This is a genomic window from Tahibacter harae, from assembly GCF_024437735.1.
Lineage (GTDB): Bacteria > Pseudomonadota > Gammaproteobacteria > Xanthomonadales > Rhodanobacteraceae > Tahibacter > Tahibacter harae.
This window is the reverse complement of sequence record NZ_JANFQO010000003.1, coordinates 38,531-54,501: the sequence shown is the minus strand read 5'-3', so window position 1 is coordinate 54,501 and position 15,971 is coordinate 38,531. Positions and strand designations below refer to the sequence as shown.

Below are 15,971 nucleotides of genomic sequence, written 5' to 3'. Positions count from 1 at the left end.
TCAGGCTGAACGCGGCAGTCTGCGGCGGGTTTTCGCGGCTCCGGGGGCGCCGCGGCCGCCGGCGGGACGCGGTAGCAGCGTGCCTGCGGCTCGGCTATCATGCCCAGCTGTTTTTTTGCGGCCGCCCCGCACAGGCCGGTCGTTTCCGCAGGTTTTCATTGGAGGTAAGCATGAATTTGCGTTGGTCTGTTGCCGCAGTGACCCTGCTCGCGGCCGGTGCCGTTGTCGCCCAGGACACGACGAGTGAAAAAGGCAAGCTGAGCTACTCCATCGGCTATCAGATCGGCAACGATTTCGTCGAGCGCAAGATGGACGTGGACATCAACACCATCATCCGCGCGATGCAGGATGGCTACAGCAAGAAGAACCCGGCCATCTCGCAGGAAACCATGCGCGACGTGCTGGGCAAGATGCAGCAGAAGATGATGACCGAGGCCAAGGCCGAGTTCGACAAGATCTCGTCCGAGAACAAGTCCAAGAGCCAGAAGTTCATGGCCGAGAACAAGGCCAAGAAGAACGTGGTGACGACCCAGTCGGGCCTGCAGTACCGCGTCATCGAGGAAGGCACCGGCGCGCGCGCCACGCTCAACAGCGACGTGACCGTGCACTACCGCGGTTCGCTTGCCTCGGGCCTGGAGTTCGACAGTTCCTTCGCCCGTGGCGAGCCGGTGCAGTTCAAGGTCAAGGACGTGATCAAGGGCTGGCAGGAAGCGCTGCCGCTGATGCGCGTCGGCGACCACTGGCAGCTGTTCGTGCCGCCGGATCTGGCCTACGGCGAACGCGGCCAGCCGCCGCGCATCGGCCCGAACGAGGCGCTGGTGTTCGAGATCAAGCTGATCGAAGTGAAGTGATGAAGAAAAACGCCGCGCTCTGCGCGGCGTTTTTCTTTGTGCGGGAAGAGACGCGCAAGACCGGCGGCGGCTCAGCCCAGCGCGGTGTCGCCGGCCAGTTCCTCCAGCGCCAGTTCCATCTCGGCCTTGATGCGGTTGATCAGGCGCATGGCCGGCTCCGCATGGGCCGGGTCCTCGCCCTGGCCGCTGGCGCAGGCGGCGCCGCGGGCGATGATGTCGGCTTCGCCGTCATCGACAAATTGCGCAAGGTATACATAGCCGCGGGCCAGGCCTTCGCGCAGTTCGGGATAGTCCGGCGCGACGTTCTGCAGCAGGAAGCGCAGCGCGGTGCGGATGCGGTCTTTGGGATAGGGCAGCAGGGATTGCGGCAGCCCGTACACGCCAGGGGAGACGTGGGCGAGTACCTTGCCGTAATCGCTGACGACCCGGGTGGCAAGTGCGAGCATGCTCAACCGTTCCGCAGTCAGGGTTGTTGTAATCTAGCAACGTAATCGCCACATTCCCACGACGATGTTCTCAGTACAACCCCCTGGCGTGATCCTCACTCCCTGCATAGGCGTGTGCAGCCTCGACGCGCACGGCTATTGCGAGGGCTGCCACCGCACCGGCGCAGAGATCGCCGCTTGGCGCGGGCTCAGCGATGCCGAGCGGCAGCGTTTCATGCTGGAAGTGCTGCCGCAGCGCGAGCGCGAGCGTTCATGAGCCGCCTTGCCGACGCGGGCCGGCTGCTGTCTTCGCTGCGCGCGCTGGACGATCCGCCCACGCTGCCGGGCTGGAATCACGCCGAACTGGCCGACCTGCTCGGCGACGCACAGCGCACGCCCGCCGCCGTACTGCTGCCGCTGGTGCGGCGCGCCGACGGCGACTCCCTGTTGTTCACCGTACGCAACGAAGGCCTGCGCACGCATGCGGGCCAGGTGAGTTTTCCCGGCGGCCGCATCGAGGCCGCCGATGCCGACGCCGTCGCCGCCGCGCTGCGCGAGACCGAGGAAGAAGTCGGCATACGCCGCGAGCTGATGCAGCCGCGCGGCTTCCTCGACTGCTTCGAGACCATCAGCGGCTTCGGCGTCACGCCGGTGGTGGCGGAAATTGCGCCGGACTATGTGCTCGCGCCGGATCCGCGCGAAGTCGCCGATGTGTTTGAAGTGCCGCTGCCTTTTCTGCTCGACGCGGCCAACCTGCGCCGCAGCGAGATCGACTGGCGCGGCCGGCGCCGCGAAATCTACGAATACGCTTACGCGGGCCGGCGCATCTGGGGCGCCACCGCGGCCATGCTCGTGAATCTGTTGCGCCGGATGGAGGCCATGCCATGACGTTCACCACGCTGATTTCGCCGCAGGAGCTGGCGGAGATCTGCGGTTCGCCGGACCTGATCGTGATAGACAGCCGCTTCGAGCTGTCGGACACGGGCAAGGGCGAGCGCGCCTGGCTGGACTCGCATCTGCCCGGCGCGCATTACGCGCATCTGGACCGGGATCTGTCGGATCTGCGCAAGAGCGGCCTGGGGCGCCATCCGCTGCCCGACATGGCGGATTTCAGCCGCGCCCTGGTGCGCTGGGGCTGGCGGCCGGATGCGCAGGTGGTGGTCTACGACGATGCCAATGGCTCGGTCGCCGCGCGCCTGTGGTGGATGCTGCGTCTGATCGGCCACCGCCGTGCGGCGGTGCTCGATGGCGGCTACGCGGCCTGGAGCGCGGCCTGTCTGCCGCTGACCAGGCTGGCGCCGCAGATGGCCGGCGGCAGCATCGACATCGGCTTCGATCCGGATGAAGTGGTGTATTACGAGGAACTGCAGCGCGGACTCGGACAGGGCAGCCTGCTGCTGCTCGATGCCCGCGGTGCGGCGCGCTTCCGCGGCGAGGTCGAACCCATAGATCCGGTCGCCGGCCACATTCCCGGCGCGCGCAACCGGCCTTTCAGCGACAACCTCGAATCTTCCGGCCAGTTCAAGCACGCCGACGAACTGCGCGACGAATTCGAGGCCGTGCTCGGCGACTACGCGCCGGAGCAGGTCGTGCATTCCTGCGGTTCCGGCGTTACCGCCTGCCACAACCTGCTGGCGATGGAGCATGCGGGCCTGAGCGGTTCGCGCATCTTTGCGCCGTCCTGGAGCGGCTGGATTTCCGATCCCGCCCGAGCCGTCGCCCGCGGCGACGCATGAGTGCGGAGTCTGCGCTGCCGCAACGCGGCCGCCGCTTCGGCGCCGACCTGCTGCGCGCCAGCGCCGTGCTGCTGGTGCTGGTCTCGCACGTCGGCCTGATCCTGCTGCCGCTGAGCGGCTTTCCCAAGGCGCTGGCCATGCTCGGCCATTTCGGCGTCGAGCTGTTCTTCGTGCTCAGCGGTTTCCTGGTCGGCGGCCTGCTGCTGGACGGCGAAGCCGACGGTCCCGGCGGCTGGCGCCGTTTCTGGGCGCGGCGCTGGTGGCGCACCTTGCCTTTGTATTATGTGTTCCTGCTGGTCAATTTCCTGCTTGCGCGCAGTCACGGCGAGGCGACCACCGACGCCGGCCTGTTCACCGTCTTCGCGCAGAACCTGGCCTGGCCCAATCCGATCTGGTTCATCGAGGCCTGGAGCCTGTCGGTAGAGGAATGGTTCTATCTCGGCGCGCCGCTGTTGATCGCCCTGGCCGGCGGCAGCCGCCAGCCGCGCCGGCTGCTGTGGGCATTGCTCGGGTTCATCGCCGCGGCGACCGTGGTGCGGCATGTCTACCTGGCCTGGGCGGCGCCGCCGTCCTGGGATGAGGGCGTGCGCAAGGTGGTGCTGGCGCGGCTGGATGCGATCGCCTGGGGCGTACTTGGCGCCTGGTGGGTGCGTCATGCCATGCCGGCGGCTGGCGCGCGGCGCGCATTGCTGCTGGCCGGGCTTGCCGGCATGGCGGCCATGCTGGCCTGTTATCTGAGCCTGGACCTGGACCGCGGCGGCTTTGCCTATTGGCTGCTGCCGCTGTTCGGCGTCTCCCTGCTGGCGACCTTGCCCTGGCTGCAGGCACTGCCGCGGCCCGGCGGCCGATGGACCGCCGCGATCGAGGCGGTCGCGCTGTGGTCGTATCCGCTGTACCTGATCCAGCTCGCCGTGCTGCGCCTGCTGCGCTGGACGTTCGACTGGCAGCCGGCCACGCCGGCTGGTTGCATTGTGCAAATCGTGGTTTATTTCACAATGGCGATAGGCGGCGCAGCCCTGCTGCATCATTGTCTGGAGCAGCCGCTGCTGCGCTGGCGCGACCGGCATTGGGCGCGCGGGCGGGAAGTCGGGCTGCACAAGCCGCGGTGAGCAGCACAGCGTAAAGCCCGGGGCGATTGCCGCCTGTTCTTCGCGCGGCGTGCGGTGCTCTGTCGCGGAGGTGGAGAAACGGGAAGCGCGGTGATCGTCACGGTCCGCGCCTCCCCGGCTTCTCCGCGCGCGGCTACTGCTTGGCTTTCAACTTCGCGACCAGGGCGCTCAGGATCCGCTGCGATTCCTCGCTGAACCAGCCGTCGACGAATTCGTCCACATTCATGGTGTCGACATCGCCGAAGCTGTCGGCCAGGTCGGCGCGGGCCAGCTGGCGCGTGCCGCTCATGGCGCGCGGGGGCAGGTTGAGCAATTCCTTGAGCCAGAGCTGGGCGCGGGCGACGACGTGGTCCACGTCGACCAGTTCGTCGACGAAGCCGGCAGCCAGGGCCTGTTCCGAATCCAGCATGGCGCCGGCGACCATCAGGCGCTCCGCCCGGTAGTTGCCGACCAGGCGGCGCAGGCCGCGCTGTATGGGCTCCGGCACGACCAGGCCGACCTGTACCTCGTTCAGGCCTATGCGGTAGGCGCCGCGCGCCATGACGCGGTAGTCGCAGAAGATCGACAGCACCGCGCCGCCGGCGGGGCTGTGGCCGGTGATCGCGGCCACGCTGGGGATCGGCGAGCGCGCGAGCGCGGCGCAGGTGCCGAACAGGTCGCGCCAGGTCTGGCCCATGCCGGCGCGGTCCAGCTGCAGCAGCGAGGGCACGTCCAGGCCGCCGGAAAACATGCCGGCGCGGCCGGAAAGAATGATGCCGCGGACGCCGGCGCCGGGCGCCGCTTCGATGTCTTCGCGCAGCGCGCGGATCAGGCCGGCATCCAGCGCATTGACCGGCGGGCGGGCCAGGCGCAGTTCGAGGATGTCGTCATGGCGGATCTGTTCGAGCATGGGTATCTCCACGGGCGGGCGCGGCCATTGTGCGCTGCGACCATAGGACGCAGGGATGGTCGCGGAGGCGGGGGCAAACAGCATTTATCATAGCGACAAACCTGTGTGCGCAAGGGAGACAGCGATGCGGTTTCTGCGTAAATGCCTGGCTGGCCTGTTGCTGGCGGGGCTTTCGTCGGCGCCGGTGCTGGCCGCCGGCCGGCTGGTGATAGAGAACCCCTGGATACGCGCCGCGCCGCCGGCGGCGCCGATGCGCGCGGGCTATGCCGTGCTGCGCAACGCCGGCGATGCGCCGCTGACGGTCACGGGCGCGAGCAGCGCTTTTTTCGCCGATGTCAGCATCCATGCCACGCTGGTCGAGGACGGCGTCGCGCGTATGCGCGAACTGCCGGAAATCCGCCTGGCGCCGGGCGAAAGCGTCGCGCTGGAACCAGGCGGCAAGCATCTGATGCTGATGCGGCCGGAACAGGAAATCGCAACCGGCCTCGTGGTCGAACTGCGTTTTGAAATGCAGGACGGAACTTCAACAGCCGCCGGATTCGTCGTGCGTGAAGCCGGCGGCGACGCGCACGCGCACCACTGAGCGGCGCGCATGCAGCCGGATCCGGTGTTCGAGCGCAGTGCAGACGGCATCCTGGTGCGGCCCTGGCGGCCGGACGACCTGGATGGTCTTTACCGTGCAGTCGATGCCTCGCGCGAACAGCTGGCGCGCTGGCTGCCCTGGTGTTCGGCGGATTATTCCCGCGACGACGCGTCGGCCTGGATCGCCTTCAGCCAGCGCGCCTGGGCCGAGCGCAGCTTGTTTCCGCTGGGCATCTTCGATGCGGCCGGCGGCGAAGTGCTCGGCGGCACCGGCATCAATCATCTGGACTGGCCCAACCGGCGCGGTGCGCTCGGCTACTGGGTGGCGACTCCGCATGCCGGTGCAGGCATAGCGCGGCGCGCGGCGCGGCTGGCGCTGGACCTGGCCTTCGAGGAATTCGGCCTGGAACGCATCGAGATCATCGTGCTGCTGGACAACATTGCCAGCCACCGCGTGGCGCGGGCCCTGGGCGCGCAGTGGGAATGCGATGCGCGCCGGCGCCTGGTGCAGCAGGGCAGGGCGCAGACAGCATCGGTGTATGCGCTGCTGCGCAACTGAGTGCCGTGCGGACGGCGCTTTTGCGTTTCGCTGTTTTCGGCCTTCGCCGCATCGCGTTGGGGGATGAGAGGCTGCCCGCCGTTTTTACGTCTGAATCGGGAATCCCCGGCAGACGAGGAGTGCGGCAGTGTCACCTATCCGGAATTCCGCGGCGGCGCTGGCCGCCGCATTGGCCTGCGCCCTGGGCGCGGAGGCGCAGGCGCAGTACCTGCAATCCGCTGAGTTGAACTATGTGGACGAGATTCCGCATGTGCGGATGCGCTGGATCTGGTCGTCTCTGGATGATTCCATCCAGGCTGTCGCGACCTTCGACGGCACCAAGGTGCGGATCAACGTAAGCAGCCCCGCGGAGAGCGGTTTTTCCGTGCTTATGCCGTGGGAGGCGAATGTCCCGCTGCCGCCGACAGGCGGCGGCCAGTTTCCAATCGAGATCCTTTTCCACGGTGAACCGGTGGGCGGCATACATCCGCTGGTGTTCGACTCGCGGCCGGCCGGAACGGTGTTCTCGAACGGTTTCCAACGCTGAGCGGGGTGTCCCGGCTGCCGCGCGGCGGCAGCCGGGACCTTGTCAGCGGGCTCAGGCGGCTTCTTTCTTCTTGCCGCCCGCGGCACCGTTGCCGGCGAGCAGGCGCGCAAGGAAACGCCCGGTGTGCGAACGCTTTTCCTTGGCGACCTGTTCCGGCGTACCGGTGACCAGGATCTCGCCGCCGCGGTGGCCGCCTTCGGGGCCGAGGTCGATCAGCCAGTCGGCGGTCTTGATCACGTCCAGGTTGTGTTCGATCACGACGACGGTGTTGCCATCCTCGGCCAGGCGCTGCAGCACTTGCAGCAGCTGTTCGATATCGTGGAAGTGCAGACCGGTGGTGGGTTCGTCCAGGATGTAGAGCGTGCGGCCGGTATCGCGCTTGGACAGCTCGCGCGACAGCTTCACGCGCTGGGCTTCGCCGCCGGACAGCGTGGTCGCGCTCTGGCCCAGCTTGATGTAGCTCAGGCCTACGTGCATCAGCGTTTCCAGCTTGCGCGCCAGCACCGGCACTGGCTCGAACAGCTTGAAGGCGTCCTCGACGGTCATGTCCAGCACATCGGAGATGCTGTGGCCCTTGTAGGTGATGTCCAGCGTCTCGCGGTTGTAGCGCTTGCCGTGGCAGAGATCGCAGGGTACGTACACGTCGGGCAGGAAGTGCATTTCCACCTTGATCATGCCGTCGCCTTCGCAGGCTTCACAGCGGCCACCCTTGACGTTGAAGCTGAAGCGGCCGGCGCCGTAGCCGCGCGCGCGCGCCTCGGGCACCTGGGCGAACAGCTCGCGCAGCGGCGTGAACAGGCCGGTGTACGTGGCGGGATTGGAGCGCGGCGTGCGGCCGATCGGCGACTGGTCGATGTCGACCACCTTGTCGAACAGGTCGAGGCCCTGCACTTTCTTGTACGGCGCGGGCTTCTCGCTGGCGCCGTTGAGTTCGGCCGCGGCCAGGCGGAACAAGGTGTCGTTGATCAGGGTGGACTTGCCTGAGCCGGAAACACCGGTGATACAGGTGAACAGGCCGGCCGGAATCTCCAGATCCACATTTTTCAGGTTGTTGCCGCTGGCGCCGATGATCTTCAGCATGCGCTTGGGATCGGCCTTGCGCCGCTGCTTCGGTATCGCGATGCGGCGCTTGCCGGAAAGATATTGCCCGGTCAGCGAGCGCGGGCTCTTGAGCAGTTCCTTGAGCGTACCCTGGGCGACGATTTCGCCGCCGTGCACGCCGGCGCCGGGACCTATGTCGAGCACATGATCGGCCAGGCGGATGGCGTCTTCGTCGTGCTCGACCACGATCACGGTATTGCCCAGGTCGCGCAGGCGGGTCAGGGTGCCGAGCAGGCGTTCGTTGTCGCGCTGGTGCAGGCCGATGGAGGGCTCGTCCAGCACGTACATCACGCCGACCAGGCCGGCGCCGATCTGGCTGGCCAGGCGAATGCGCTGTGCCTCGCCGCCGGACAGCGAATCGGCCTGACGGTCCAGGGTGAGGTAATCCAGGCCCACATCGACCAGGAAGCGCAGGCGCTCGCGGATTTCCTTGATGATCTTGGCGGCGATCTCGCCGCGCCAGCCGGCCAGGGTCAGCTGCTGGAAGAAATCCAGCGACTGGTCGATGGGCAGTGCGGTCAGCACCGGCAGATTGCTGTCGCCGACGAAGACATTGCGCGCGGAGCGGTTGAGGCGCTGGCCCTGGCAGTCCGGGCAGGGACGCGCGCTGATGAACTTGGACAGTTCCTCGCGCACCGCCGGCGACTCGGTTTCCTTGTAGCGCCGTTCCAGATTGTTGACGATGCCTTCGAAGCGATGCTTGCGGCTGAGGTTGGTGCCGCCTTCGGTGAGGTAGCGGAAGTTGATGACTTCCTCGCCCGAACCGTACAGCACAGCCTGCTGGTTGGCTTTGGACAGCTTTTCCCAGGGTGTGTCCACGTCGAAGCCGTAGTGCTTGGCCAGCGACAGCACCATCTGGAAATAGTAGGCATTGCGCCGGTCCCAGCCGCGCACCGCGCCGGCGGCCAGGCTGTGCTCCGGATGCACCACGATGCGCGCGGGATCGAAGAACTGGCTCACGCCCAGGCCGTCGCAGCTCTGGCAGGCGCCCAGCGGGGAATTGAACGAGAACAGGCGCGGTTCCAGCTCCGGCAGCGAGTAGTCGCAGATCGGGCAGGAATAGCGCGAGGAATACAGCAGCTCCGGCGCCTTGGGCGCATCCAGGTCGGCCACCAGTACCAGGCCATCGCCCAGGCGCAGCGCGGTCTCGAAGGATTCGGCCAGGCGCTGCTTGAGGTCGGGCTTGGGCCGGAAGCGGTCGACCACGACTTCGATGGTGTGCTTCTGGCGCAGCGCCAGCGCGGGCACCGCGTCCAGCTCATGAACCACACCGTTGACGCGGGCGCGCACGAAGCCCTGGGCGCGCAGCTGCTCGAACACTTGTACATGCTCGCCCTTGCGCTCGCGTACCACCGGCGCCAGCAGCATGTAGCGGTGCTCCGGATCCAGCGCCAGGGTGGCGTCGACCATCTGGCTGACGGTCTGCGCCTCCAGCGGCGTGGCATGGTCGGGGCAGCGCGGCGTGCCTACGCGGGCGAACAGCAGGCGCAGGTAGTCGTAGATCTCGGTGATGGTGCCGACGGTCGAGCGCGGGTTGTGCGAGGTCGACTTCTGCTCGATGGAGATGGCCGGCGACAGGCCTTCGATATGGTCCACATCGGGCTTTTCCATCACCGACAGGAACTGCCGCGCATAGGCCGACAGGGATTCCACATAGCGGCGCTGGCCTTCCGCGTAGATGGTGTCGAAGGCCAGCGAGGACTTGCCCGAGCCGGACAGGCCGGTAATCACGATCAGGCTGTCGCGCGGCAGGTCCAGGTCGATGTTCTTGAGATTGTGTGTACGCGCGCCGCGGATGCGGATCGTATCCATTGCTGGGAAGCCTCTGAACGAGTCGGAGTGTGGCGATAGCGGTTGCGGCCCCGCAGCGCGGGGCGGCCGATCGTCTGCGGAGCAGGCGGCCGGCGGGATCGAGGTAACGGACAGCGCGGCGTCGACGCCGCGCTGTCCGCGTCCGTCCGGGCCGCCTGCGCGGCCGGACGGCGCGGCAAGCGCGGAATTATGCATCGGCGTCGGGCGTCGGCGCGTGACAGGTGAGGGCGGCACGGCGAAATCCAATCAGGGCAGAACCGAACCTATAAGGTCGAATGCGGACAGATTCCGCCCTGTTTTGCGGGATCGCGGGTACGGGCGGCGTTCGGTGCTGGAGGCGGGTGAGGATCGGCCTGCGACCGGGTCCATGCAGCAAATCCACCTGCGGAGGTCGCATACATTCTTGACCGTCCGCCAAGCGGTCGGCCAAGCGCTTGTTTTTTTGAAGAAACTGTTGCATAGGGTGAAGTCCTCGCGGGACGGCGGTCGCATGGGGCGATATGAACGGGTGCCGGCGAGCAAAGGAGCAGTCATGTACGTGAAAGCAAACGCGGCGCTGGCGATGGCCCTGGCGCTGACCGCGGGCATCGCAGCCGCCAAGCAGGCCGACACGATCCACGCTGTGCCGAACGCGCCGGTGCCGAACGCCAGCGAGGACTATCCGGTCAGCTATCCGGGCGGCAATCCGCCGGCTGCGGTCAGCGGTGCGCTGGATGCCGACGACTCGACCTACAACCGCCTGACCGCCAACTGTGGTGGCGCGTCCGGGGTCGGCACGGCCGTGTTCTACGACACGATCACCGTGACCTATACCGGCACGGGCTCGGGCTCCATCACCCTGACGACCACCGGCGGCGACACGTTCCTGACCGCCTACAACGGAACGTTCAACCCGGCTTCGCCGACGACGAACTGCGTGGGGGCCAACGACGACACCACCGGCGTGTCCGGCAATGGCAGCCAGCTGGCCAACGTCACGTTCACGCCAGGGCAGACCGTGGTCTTCGTGGTCAGCTCCTTCGACAATGCGGCCGAGTTCAGCTGGAACGCCGATTTCACCGGTACCACGCCGGTCGCGCTGCAGTCGTTCCGGATCGACTGACCCCGGCGCTCCCGCCGTCGCGACAGCGGGTGGTTTGACTGGAAGACCTGTCCGGCGCTAATATCGCCGGCCCTTTTCCGGCCGGGGTCTCCGGCCGGGCCGCAACACCGGTTTCTTTCGAGAATAACTACAGAGGAATTCCCATGTACGCAGTCATCGTCACCGGCGGTAAGCAGTACCGCGTGATGAAGGGTGAGACCCTCCGCGTCGAGCTGCTCAAGGCCGACGTCGACTCCACCTTTACTTTCGACCAGGTCCTGCTGGTCGGCGAAGGCGATTCGATCAGTGTCGGCGCGCCGCTCGTCTCGGGCGCCAGCGTCACCGCCACCGTGAAGAAGCACGGCCGCGCGGACAAGATCCGCATCGTCAAGTTCCGCCGGCGCAAGCACTTCCGCAAGGAAACCGGTCACCGTCAGCATTTCACCGAAGTCGAGATCACCGGCATCAACGCCGGCTGAATCTGAGGAGTAGCAGTCATGGCATCAAAGAAGGGCGTAGGCTCAAGTCGTAACGGCCGCGATTCGAATCCGAAGTATCTCGGCGTCAAGGTCTATGGTGGCGAAGCCATCAATGCAGGCAACATCATCGTGCGCCAGCGCGGCACCCAGTTCCATCCGGGCACCGGCGTCGGCCTGGGCCGCGACCACACCATCTTCGCCCTGATCGACGGCAAGGTGGAATTCGCGGTCAAGGGTCCGAAGAACCGCCGCACGATCAGCGTCGTTCCGGCCTGATCAACGCCGCACCGCGTTACGCAAGAGCCCCGCTTCGGCGGGGCTTTTGTTTTGCAGCAATCCTTTGCGCGCTTGCCGCGGCTTTCATCGCCGCCGGCGCAGGCTCGCGCTAATTTATCGCCTCCGGTTCACGCTCACTGTCCGCCCCTATGAAATTCGTCGACGAAGCCGAAATCCATGTCCACGCCGGCAACGGCGGCAACGGCTGCGCCAGCTTCCGGCGCGAGAAATTCATCCCGTTCGGCGGCCCCGACGGCGGCGACGGCGGCGCGGGCGGCAGCGTGTTCCTGGTCGCCGACGAGAATCTGAACACCCTGATCGACTTCCGCCACCAGCGCGTCTACCGCGCCGGCCGCGGCGAGAATGGCATGAGCCGGCAGATGCACGGCAAGGCCGGCGAGGACCTGACCATCCGCGTGCCGGTGGGCACGGTGGTGGTGAACATCGACACCGACGAGATCATCGGCGACCTGACCGGGCACGGCCAGCGCCTGAAGGTGGCCCAGGGCGGTGACGGCGGCCTGGGCAATATCCACTTCAAGAGTTCGACCAACCGCGCGCCGCGCAAGGCCACCTCGGGTTTCCCGGGCGAATCGCGCGAACTGCGCCTGGAGCTGAAATTGCTGGCCGACGTCGGCCTGCTGGGCTTTCCCAACGCAGGCAAGTCGACCTTCATCCGCGCCGTGTCGGCGGCGACGCCGCGCGTGGCCGACTATCCCTTCACCACCTTGCACCCGAACCTGGGCGTGGTGCGCATCGACACCGACCAGAGCTTCGTCGTGGCCGATATTCCCGGCCTGATCGAGGGCGCGGCCGAGGGCGCCGGCCTGGGTATCCAGTTCCTCAAGCATGTCGCGCGCACCAGCCTGCTGCTGCACCTGGTCGACATGGCCCCGCTGGACGGCGAGACCGACCCGGTTGCCCAGGTCAAGGCAATCGAGGCCGAACTCAAGCAGTTCGACCCCGAGCTGCTAAAGCGTCCGCGCTGGCTGGTGCTGAACAAGGCCGACCTGCTGCCCGAGGACGAGCGCGAGAAAACCGCCAAGGCCATCGTCAAGCGCCTGAAATGGAAGGCGCCGTGGTTCCTGGTCTCGGCCATAGGCCGCGAAGGCACCTGGCCGATCTGCCTGGAGGCGCAGAAGTTCTTCGACGAGGCCCGGCGCGAGGAGCGGGAGGCGCGGGAGGGCTGATCGCGGGCTGCCCGCGGGGCGGGGTTGGGCATACGCGGCACCGCTGTGCCGCGTAGTCCGGACGGGTATTGCGCCGACGGGAAAAGCGCCGGTGATGCAGTGATTTCGCCCGGTTTGCCTGACAGAGGGGAGCGGATTTCCGCAGGTCGGGTCGCCGCAACGTCTCCGCCGCTATCCGGACATGAAAAAAGCCGGCTTTCGCCGGCTTTCTTCGTTCAACTGGAACTCACCGATACTCAGGCCAGGGCCTTGATATGGTTGGTCAGGCGGCTCTTGTGGCGGTTGGCCTTGTTCTTGTGGATCAGGCCGCGGCTGCCATAGCGGTCCATGATGGGTTCGGCGATCTTGTAGGCGGCTTCGGCGCCGGCCTTGTCCTTCGCTTCGATCGCCTTCACGACCTTCTTGATCGCCGTGCGCAGCATGGAGCGGGCACTGACGTTGCGCTGACGGCGCACTTCGGCCTGCTTCGCGCGCTTCTTTGCGGATTTGATGTTAGCCAAGTTGAAACTCCAGACGCACGGCGTGGAAAAAGACGCGCGAGTTTAATGAGAGGTCGCCGGCACGTCAACCGTTCGGCGGGTCGGGCGGCAGCAGGGAGGCGGCGGCGCGTGGCCGCCGCAGGCTTTAGACTACGCGGTTTATGTGCCCGTCCAAAGTGCCGGCATTGCCTTCCGGCCGGCCTGGGGACGCGCACTGCCGCTCACTGCCGCCTGGGCAGCTCAGAAACGGAACCGCGTGAGTGAAAGTCCCCAGCCTGTTGCGTTCCCTGGTTTCCTTCAGCGGCATGACTTTCATTTCGCGCCTGCTCGGCCTGGCGCGCGAGGTGGCCATGTCCGCGGCCTTCGGCGCCGGCATGGTCACGGATGCGTTCAACGTCGCCTTCCGCATTCCTAATTTCCTGCGCCGGCTGTTTGCCGAGGGTTCGTTCTCGCTGGCCTTCGTGCCGGTGCTGACCGAGGTCAAGGAAAAGGAGTCCGAGGAAGCCCTGCGCGAACTTGTCGCCCGCACCGCCGGCACCCTGGGCGCGATCCTGCTGGTCGTCACCGCCGTCGGCGTGATCGGCGCGGACTGGGTGGTGCGCCTGTTCGCTGCCGGCGCGGTGGACGAGCCGGAGAAGTTCGACCTCACCGTCAACCTGCTGCGGGTGACCTTTCCATTCCTGCTGTTCGTCTCGCTGACCGCGCTGGCCGGCGCGGTGCTCAACGCCTACCACCGCTTCGCCCTGCCGGCGCTGGCGCCGGTGATACTCAATCTGTGCTGGATCGCCGCGGCGCTGTGGTGGGCGCCGCATTTCGACGTGCCCATCATGGCGGTGGGCTGGGCCATCTTCGCCTCCGGCGTGCTGCAGCTGCTGTTCCTGCTGCCGGCGCTGCGCAGGCTCAATATGCTGGCCTGGCCCAAGTGGGGCTGGAGCCATCCCAAGGTCCGCCGCATACGCCAGGTCATGCTGCCGACCCTGTTCGGTTCCTCGGTGGCCCAGGTCAACCTGCTGCTGGATACCTTGATCGCCTCCTTCCTGATTACCGGCTCGCAGACCTGGCTGGGGCAGAGCGACCGCCTGCTGGAATTTCCGCTGGGCCTGTTCGGCGTGGCCCTGGGCACGGTGATCCTGCCCAGCCTGTCGCGCCACCACGTCACCACGGATGCGGCGGGCTTTTCCCGCGCGCTGGACTGGGGCCTGCGCACGGCCCTGCTGATCGCGCTGCCGGCCATGCTCGGCTTGGTGCTGCTGGCCGAGCCCCTGGTCGCCACCTTGTTCCTGCACGGCAAGTTCACCGCCCACGACGTGGCCATGGCCGGCATGAGCCTGGCCGCGCTGAGCTTCGGCCTGCCTGCCTTCGTGCTGATCAAGGTGGTCGCGCCGGCGTTCTACGCCCGCGGCGACACGCGCACGCCGGTGCGCGCCGGCGTGGTTGCCATGGCGGCCAATATGCTGCTGAACCTGATTTTCGTCGCGCTGCTGTTCGCCCTGTGGCACCGGCCCGAGGACTTGCAGGCCGGCTGGCTCGCCGCCCTGGCCAAGGTCCCCGGCCTGCACATGGCCCTGGCCCTGGCCAGCGCGCTGGCCGGCTATCTGAACCTGGCCCAGCTCTGGCACGCGCTGGCCAAGGCCGGCGTCTACCAGCGCCAGCCGGGCTGGGCGCGGCATCTGCTGCGGGTGGGATTGGCCTGCCTGGTGATGAGCGGCGTGGTGCTGGCGGGGCGCCATTTCGCGGCGGACTGGACTACCGTCCCGACCCTGCAGCGCGTGCTGCAGCTGGGCGCGGTCATCGGTACGGCCGGCCTGGCCTATCTGCTTGCCCTCTTTGCCCAGGGCTTCCGCCTGCGCGAGCTGCGGGCGAGCTGAGCGGTCCGGCCTGGCCCACAGCGCTGATGCCAGTCGCTATACTCGGAACAATGCATACGTTGTCCCGTGACGTCGCCGGCCCCGTGCTCGCGCCGCGCGGCAGCGTGGTCTGTATCGGCGCATTCGACGGCGTGCATCGCGGTCATCGCTACGTGCTCGACCACGTCCGCCGCCGCGCCGCCGAACTGGAGCTGGACCCGGCGGCCATCAGTTTTGAACCGATCCCGCGCGAATTCTTCGCCCGCGGCAGACTGGCGCGCCTGTCCTCGGCGCGCGACAAGATCGAGCAGCTGTTCGGCGCCGGCGTGCACCGGCTGCTGCTGCTGCGTTTCAACGCCGCTCTGGCCGCGATGCCGGCCGAGGCCTTCGTCGAACAGGTATTGGCCGCGCGCCTGAATGCCCGCGAGGTACTGGTCGGCCAGGGTTTCCGCTTCGGCCACGACCGCGCCGGCGATATGGCCTTGCTGCACCGGCTCGGGCCCCAATATGGTTTCCGCGCGGTGGAATTGGCGCCCTACGCACCCGCCGGCGAGCGGCTGTCCAGTTCCGCCATCCGCAGCCTGATCGCCGCCGGCGATTTCGAGGCGGCCGCGCTGGCCCTGGGCCGGCGTTTCGCGATCGGCGGCAAGGTGGTGCACGGCCAGCAGCTGGGGCGCCAGCTGGGCTATCCCACGGCGAATATCCGCCTGGGCCGGCGCCTGGCGCCGCTGCAGGGCATCTTTGCGGTGCGCGTGCACGGCATAGGCGGGGTGGTGCGCCCGGGCGTGGCCAGCCTGGGCGTGCGCCCGACCGTGACCGGGGTGGATCCGCAGCCGCTGCTGGAAGCGCACCTGTTCGATTTCGACGGCGACCTCTACGGTCGCCGTATCAGTGTGGAATTTGTAGAAAAATTGCGCGATGAGGAAAAGTTCCCGGACTTGGCCAGCATGGTCCGGCAGATAGACCACGACGCCGCGGCAGCGCGGCGCATCCTAGGCGTTGCCGCCGTTGCGGCCGCCGGAGCCTGAA

Annotated in this window: 16 protein-coding genes and 1 pseudogene; 13 read left to right on the top strand and 4 right to left on the bottom strand. The window is 67.2% G+C overall.

Annotation, left to right across the window (positions count from 1 at the left end; all coding sequences use genetic code 11):
• Window positions 1-170: 170 nt before the first annotated feature.
• Entirely contained in the window at window positions 171-851 is a 681-nt protein-coding gene (gene bamJ / locus NM961_RS03665) for a BamJ family beta-barrel-assembly machinery protein (RefSeq protein ID WP_255911399.1), read from the top strand.
• Between the two features lie 71 nt (window positions 852-922).
• Here bamJ and NM961_RS03660 read toward each other — a convergent pair whose 3' ends face one another.
• Window positions 923-1,297 (bottom strand): hypothetical protein, encoded by a 375-nt coding sequence (locus NM961_RS03660; RefSeq protein ID WP_255911397.1) that lies wholly within the window; start codon window positions 1,295-1,297, stop codon window positions 923-925.
• A 64-nt stretch (window positions 1,298-1,361) separates the two neighbouring features.
• Between NM961_RS03660 and NM961_RS03650 the strand changes: the two are divergent.
• The 3 genes and pseudogenes from NM961_RS03650 to NM961_RS03640 all read left to right on the top strand — a co-directional run bounded on the left by NM961_RS03650 (window position 1,362) and on the right by NM961_RS03640 (window position 4,121).
• Window positions 1,362-2,164 (top strand): annotated as a pseudogene (locus NM961_RS03650) (CoA pyrophosphatase).
• Window positions 2,161-3,012 (top strand): sulfurtransferase, encoded by an 852-nt coding sequence (locus NM961_RS03645; protein ID WP_255911391.1) that lies wholly within the window; start codon window positions 2,161-2,163, stop codon window positions 3,010-3,012. Before NM961_RS03650 ends, NM961_RS03645 begins: the two are co-directional and overlap by 4 nt.
• Window positions 3,009-4,121, top strand: a complete 1,113-nt coding sequence (locus tag NM961_RS03640; protein ID WP_255911389.1) for an acyltransferase family protein — start codon at window positions 3,009-3,011, stop codon at window positions 4,119-4,121. Before NM961_RS03645 ends, NM961_RS03640 begins: the two co-directional genes overlap by 4 nt.
• Window positions 4,122-4,254: 133 nt before the next feature.
• On the opposite strand, the gene NM961_RS03635 is transcribed toward NM961_RS03640, so the two are convergent.
• On the bottom strand, window positions 4,255-5,010 hold the full coding sequence (locus tag NM961_RS03635; RefSeq protein ID WP_255911387.1) for an enoyl-CoA hydratase/isomerase family protein: 756 nt from the start codon (window positions 5,008-5,010) through the stop codon (window positions 4,255-4,257).
• A gap of 55 nt (window positions 5,011-5,065) precedes the next feature.
• Between NM961_RS03635 and NM961_RS03630 the strand changes: the two genes are divergently transcribed.
• The 3 genes from NM961_RS03630 (at window position 5,066) to NM961_RS03620 (ending at window position 6,677) form a co-directional block, all read left to right on the top strand.
• Window positions 5,066-5,593, top strand: a complete 528-nt coding sequence (locus tag NM961_RS03630) for a copper chaperone PCu(A)C (RefSeq protein WP_255911385.1) — start codon at window positions 5,066-5,068, stop codon at window positions 5,591-5,593.
• Window positions 5,594-5,602: 9 nt separating this feature from the next.
• The gene (locus tag NM961_RS03625) at window positions 5,603-6,151 is read left to right on the top strand and encodes a GNAT family N-acetyltransferase (protein ID WP_255911383.1); all 549 of its coding nucleotides are present in this window, start codon (window positions 5,603-5,605) and stop codon (window positions 6,149-6,151) included.
• Window positions 6,152-6,278: 127 nt separating this feature from the next.
• On the top strand, window positions 6,279-6,677 hold the full coding sequence (locus NM961_RS03620; RefSeq protein ID WP_255911381.1) for a hypothetical protein: 399 nt from the start codon (window positions 6,279-6,281) through the stop codon (window positions 6,675-6,677).
• 51 nt (window positions 6,678-6,728) lie between these two features.
• Here the strand turns inward: NM961_RS03620 and uvrA are convergent, their stop codons facing one another.
• The gene (gene uvrA / locus NM961_RS03615) at window positions 6,729-9,590 is read right to left on the bottom strand and encodes an excinuclease ABC subunit UvrA (RefSeq protein WP_255911379.1); all 2,862 of its coding nucleotides are present in this window, start codon (window positions 9,588-9,590) and stop codon (window positions 6,729-6,731) included.
• A gap of 532 nt (window positions 9,591-10,122) precedes the next feature.
• Between uvrA and NM961_RS03610 the strand changes: the two genes are divergently transcribed.
• The 4 genes from NM961_RS03610 to cgtA all read left to right on the top strand — a co-directional run bounded on the left by NM961_RS03610 (window position 10,123) and on the right by cgtA (window position 12,616).
• Entirely contained in the window at window positions 10,123-10,692 is a 570-nt protein-coding gene (locus tag NM961_RS03610; RefSeq protein ID WP_255911377.1) for a hypothetical protein, read from the top strand.
• Window positions 10,693-10,835: 143 nt separating this feature from the next.
• Window positions 10,836-11,150, top strand: coding sequence for a 50S ribosomal protein L21 (gene rplU / locus NM961_RS03605; RefSeq protein WP_255911375.1), 315 nt, complete (start codon window positions 10,836-10,838; stop codon window positions 11,148-11,150).
• A gap of 18 nt (window positions 11,151-11,168) precedes the next feature.
• Window positions 11,169-11,426, top strand: a complete 258-nt coding sequence (rpmA, locus tag NM961_RS03600) for a 50S ribosomal protein L27 (protein WP_255911373.1) — start codon at window positions 11,169-11,171, stop codon at window positions 11,424-11,426.
• Window positions 11,427-11,575: 149 nt separating this feature from the next.
• Window positions 11,576-12,616: an Obg family GTPase CgtA gene (cgtA, locus tag NM961_RS03595; protein ID WP_255911371.1), complete on the top strand. Its 1,041-nt coding sequence runs from the start codon at window positions 11,576-11,578 to the stop codon at window positions 12,614-12,616.
• 236 nt (window positions 12,617-12,852) lie between these two features.
• Here cgtA and rpsT read toward each other — a convergent pair whose 3' ends face one another.
• Window positions 12,853-13,116, bottom strand: a complete 264-nt coding sequence (gene rpsT / locus NM961_RS03590) for a 30S ribosomal protein S20 (protein WP_255911369.1) — start codon at window positions 13,114-13,116, stop codon at window positions 12,853-12,855.
• Between the two features lie 239 nt (window positions 13,117-13,355).
• On the opposite strand from rpsT, the gene murJ reads away from it, so the two are divergent.
• On the top strand, window positions 13,356-14,963 hold the full coding sequence (gene murJ / locus NM961_RS03585) for a murein biosynthesis integral membrane protein MurJ (RefSeq protein ID WP_255911367.1): 1,608 nt from the start codon (window positions 13,356-13,358) through the stop codon (window positions 14,961-14,963).
• A 50-nt stretch (window positions 14,964-15,013) separates the two neighbouring features.
• Window positions 15,014-15,970, top strand: a complete 957-nt coding sequence (locus NM961_RS03580) for a bifunctional riboflavin kinase/FAD synthetase (RefSeq protein WP_255911365.1) — start codon at window positions 15,014-15,016, stop codon at window positions 15,968-15,970.
• Window position 15,971 lies beyond the last annotated feature (1 nt).

What these genes read in the sequence shown, in the direction of transcription:
- NM961_RS03660 (WP_255911397.1), bottom strand. Translation starts at nt 1,297, where the DNA reads ATGCTCGCACTTGCCACCCGGGTCGTCAGCGATTACGGCAAGGTACTC.
- rplU (WP_255911375.1), top strand. Translation starts at nt 10,836, where the DNA reads ATGTACGCAGTCATCGTCACCGGCGGTAAGCAGTACCGCGTGATGAAG.
- uvrA (WP_255911379.1), bottom strand. Translation starts at nt 9,590, where the DNA reads ATGGATACGATCCGCATCCGCGGCGCGCGTACACACAATCTCAAGAAC.
- cgtA (WP_255911371.1), top strand. Translation starts at nt 11,576, where the DNA reads ATGAAATTCGTCGACGAAGCCGAAATCCATGTCCACGCCGGCAACGGC.
- NM961_RS03635 (WP_255911387.1), bottom strand. Translation starts at nt 5,010, where the DNA reads ATGCTCGAACAGATCCGCCATGACGACATCCTCGAACTGCGCCTGGCC.
- rpmA (WP_255911373.1), top strand. Translation starts at nt 11,169, where the DNA reads ATGGCATCAAAGAAGGGCGTAGGCTCAAGTCGTAACGGCCGCGATTCG.
- NM961_RS03630 (WP_255911385.1), top strand. Translation starts at nt 5,066, where the DNA reads ATGGTCGCGGAGGCGGGGGCAAACAGCATTTATCATAGCGACAAACCT.
- NM961_RS03625 (WP_255911383.1), top strand. Translation starts at nt 5,603, where the DNA reads ATGCAGCCGGATCCGGTGTTCGAGCGCAGTGCAGACGGCATCCTGGTG.
- NM961_RS03640 (WP_255911389.1), top strand. Translation starts at nt 3,009, where the DNA reads ATGAGTGCGGAGTCTGCGCTGCCGCAACGCGGCCGCCGCTTCGGCGCC.
- NM961_RS03610 (WP_255911377.1), top strand. Translation starts at nt 10,123, where the DNA reads ATGTACGTGAAAGCAAACGCGGCGCTGGCGATGGCCCTGGCGCTGACC.
- NM961_RS03580 (WP_255911365.1), top strand. Translation starts at nt 15,014, where the DNA reads ATGCATACGTTGTCCCGTGACGTCGCCGGCCCCGTGCTCGCGCCGCGC.
- bamJ (WP_255911399.1), top strand. Translation starts at nt 171, where the DNA reads ATGAATTTGCGTTGGTCTGTTGCCGCAGTGACCCTGCTCGCGGCCGGT.
- NM961_RS03645 (WP_255911391.1), top strand. Translation starts at nt 2,161, where the DNA reads ATGACGTTCACCACGCTGATTTCGCCGCAGGAGCTGGCGGAGATCTGC.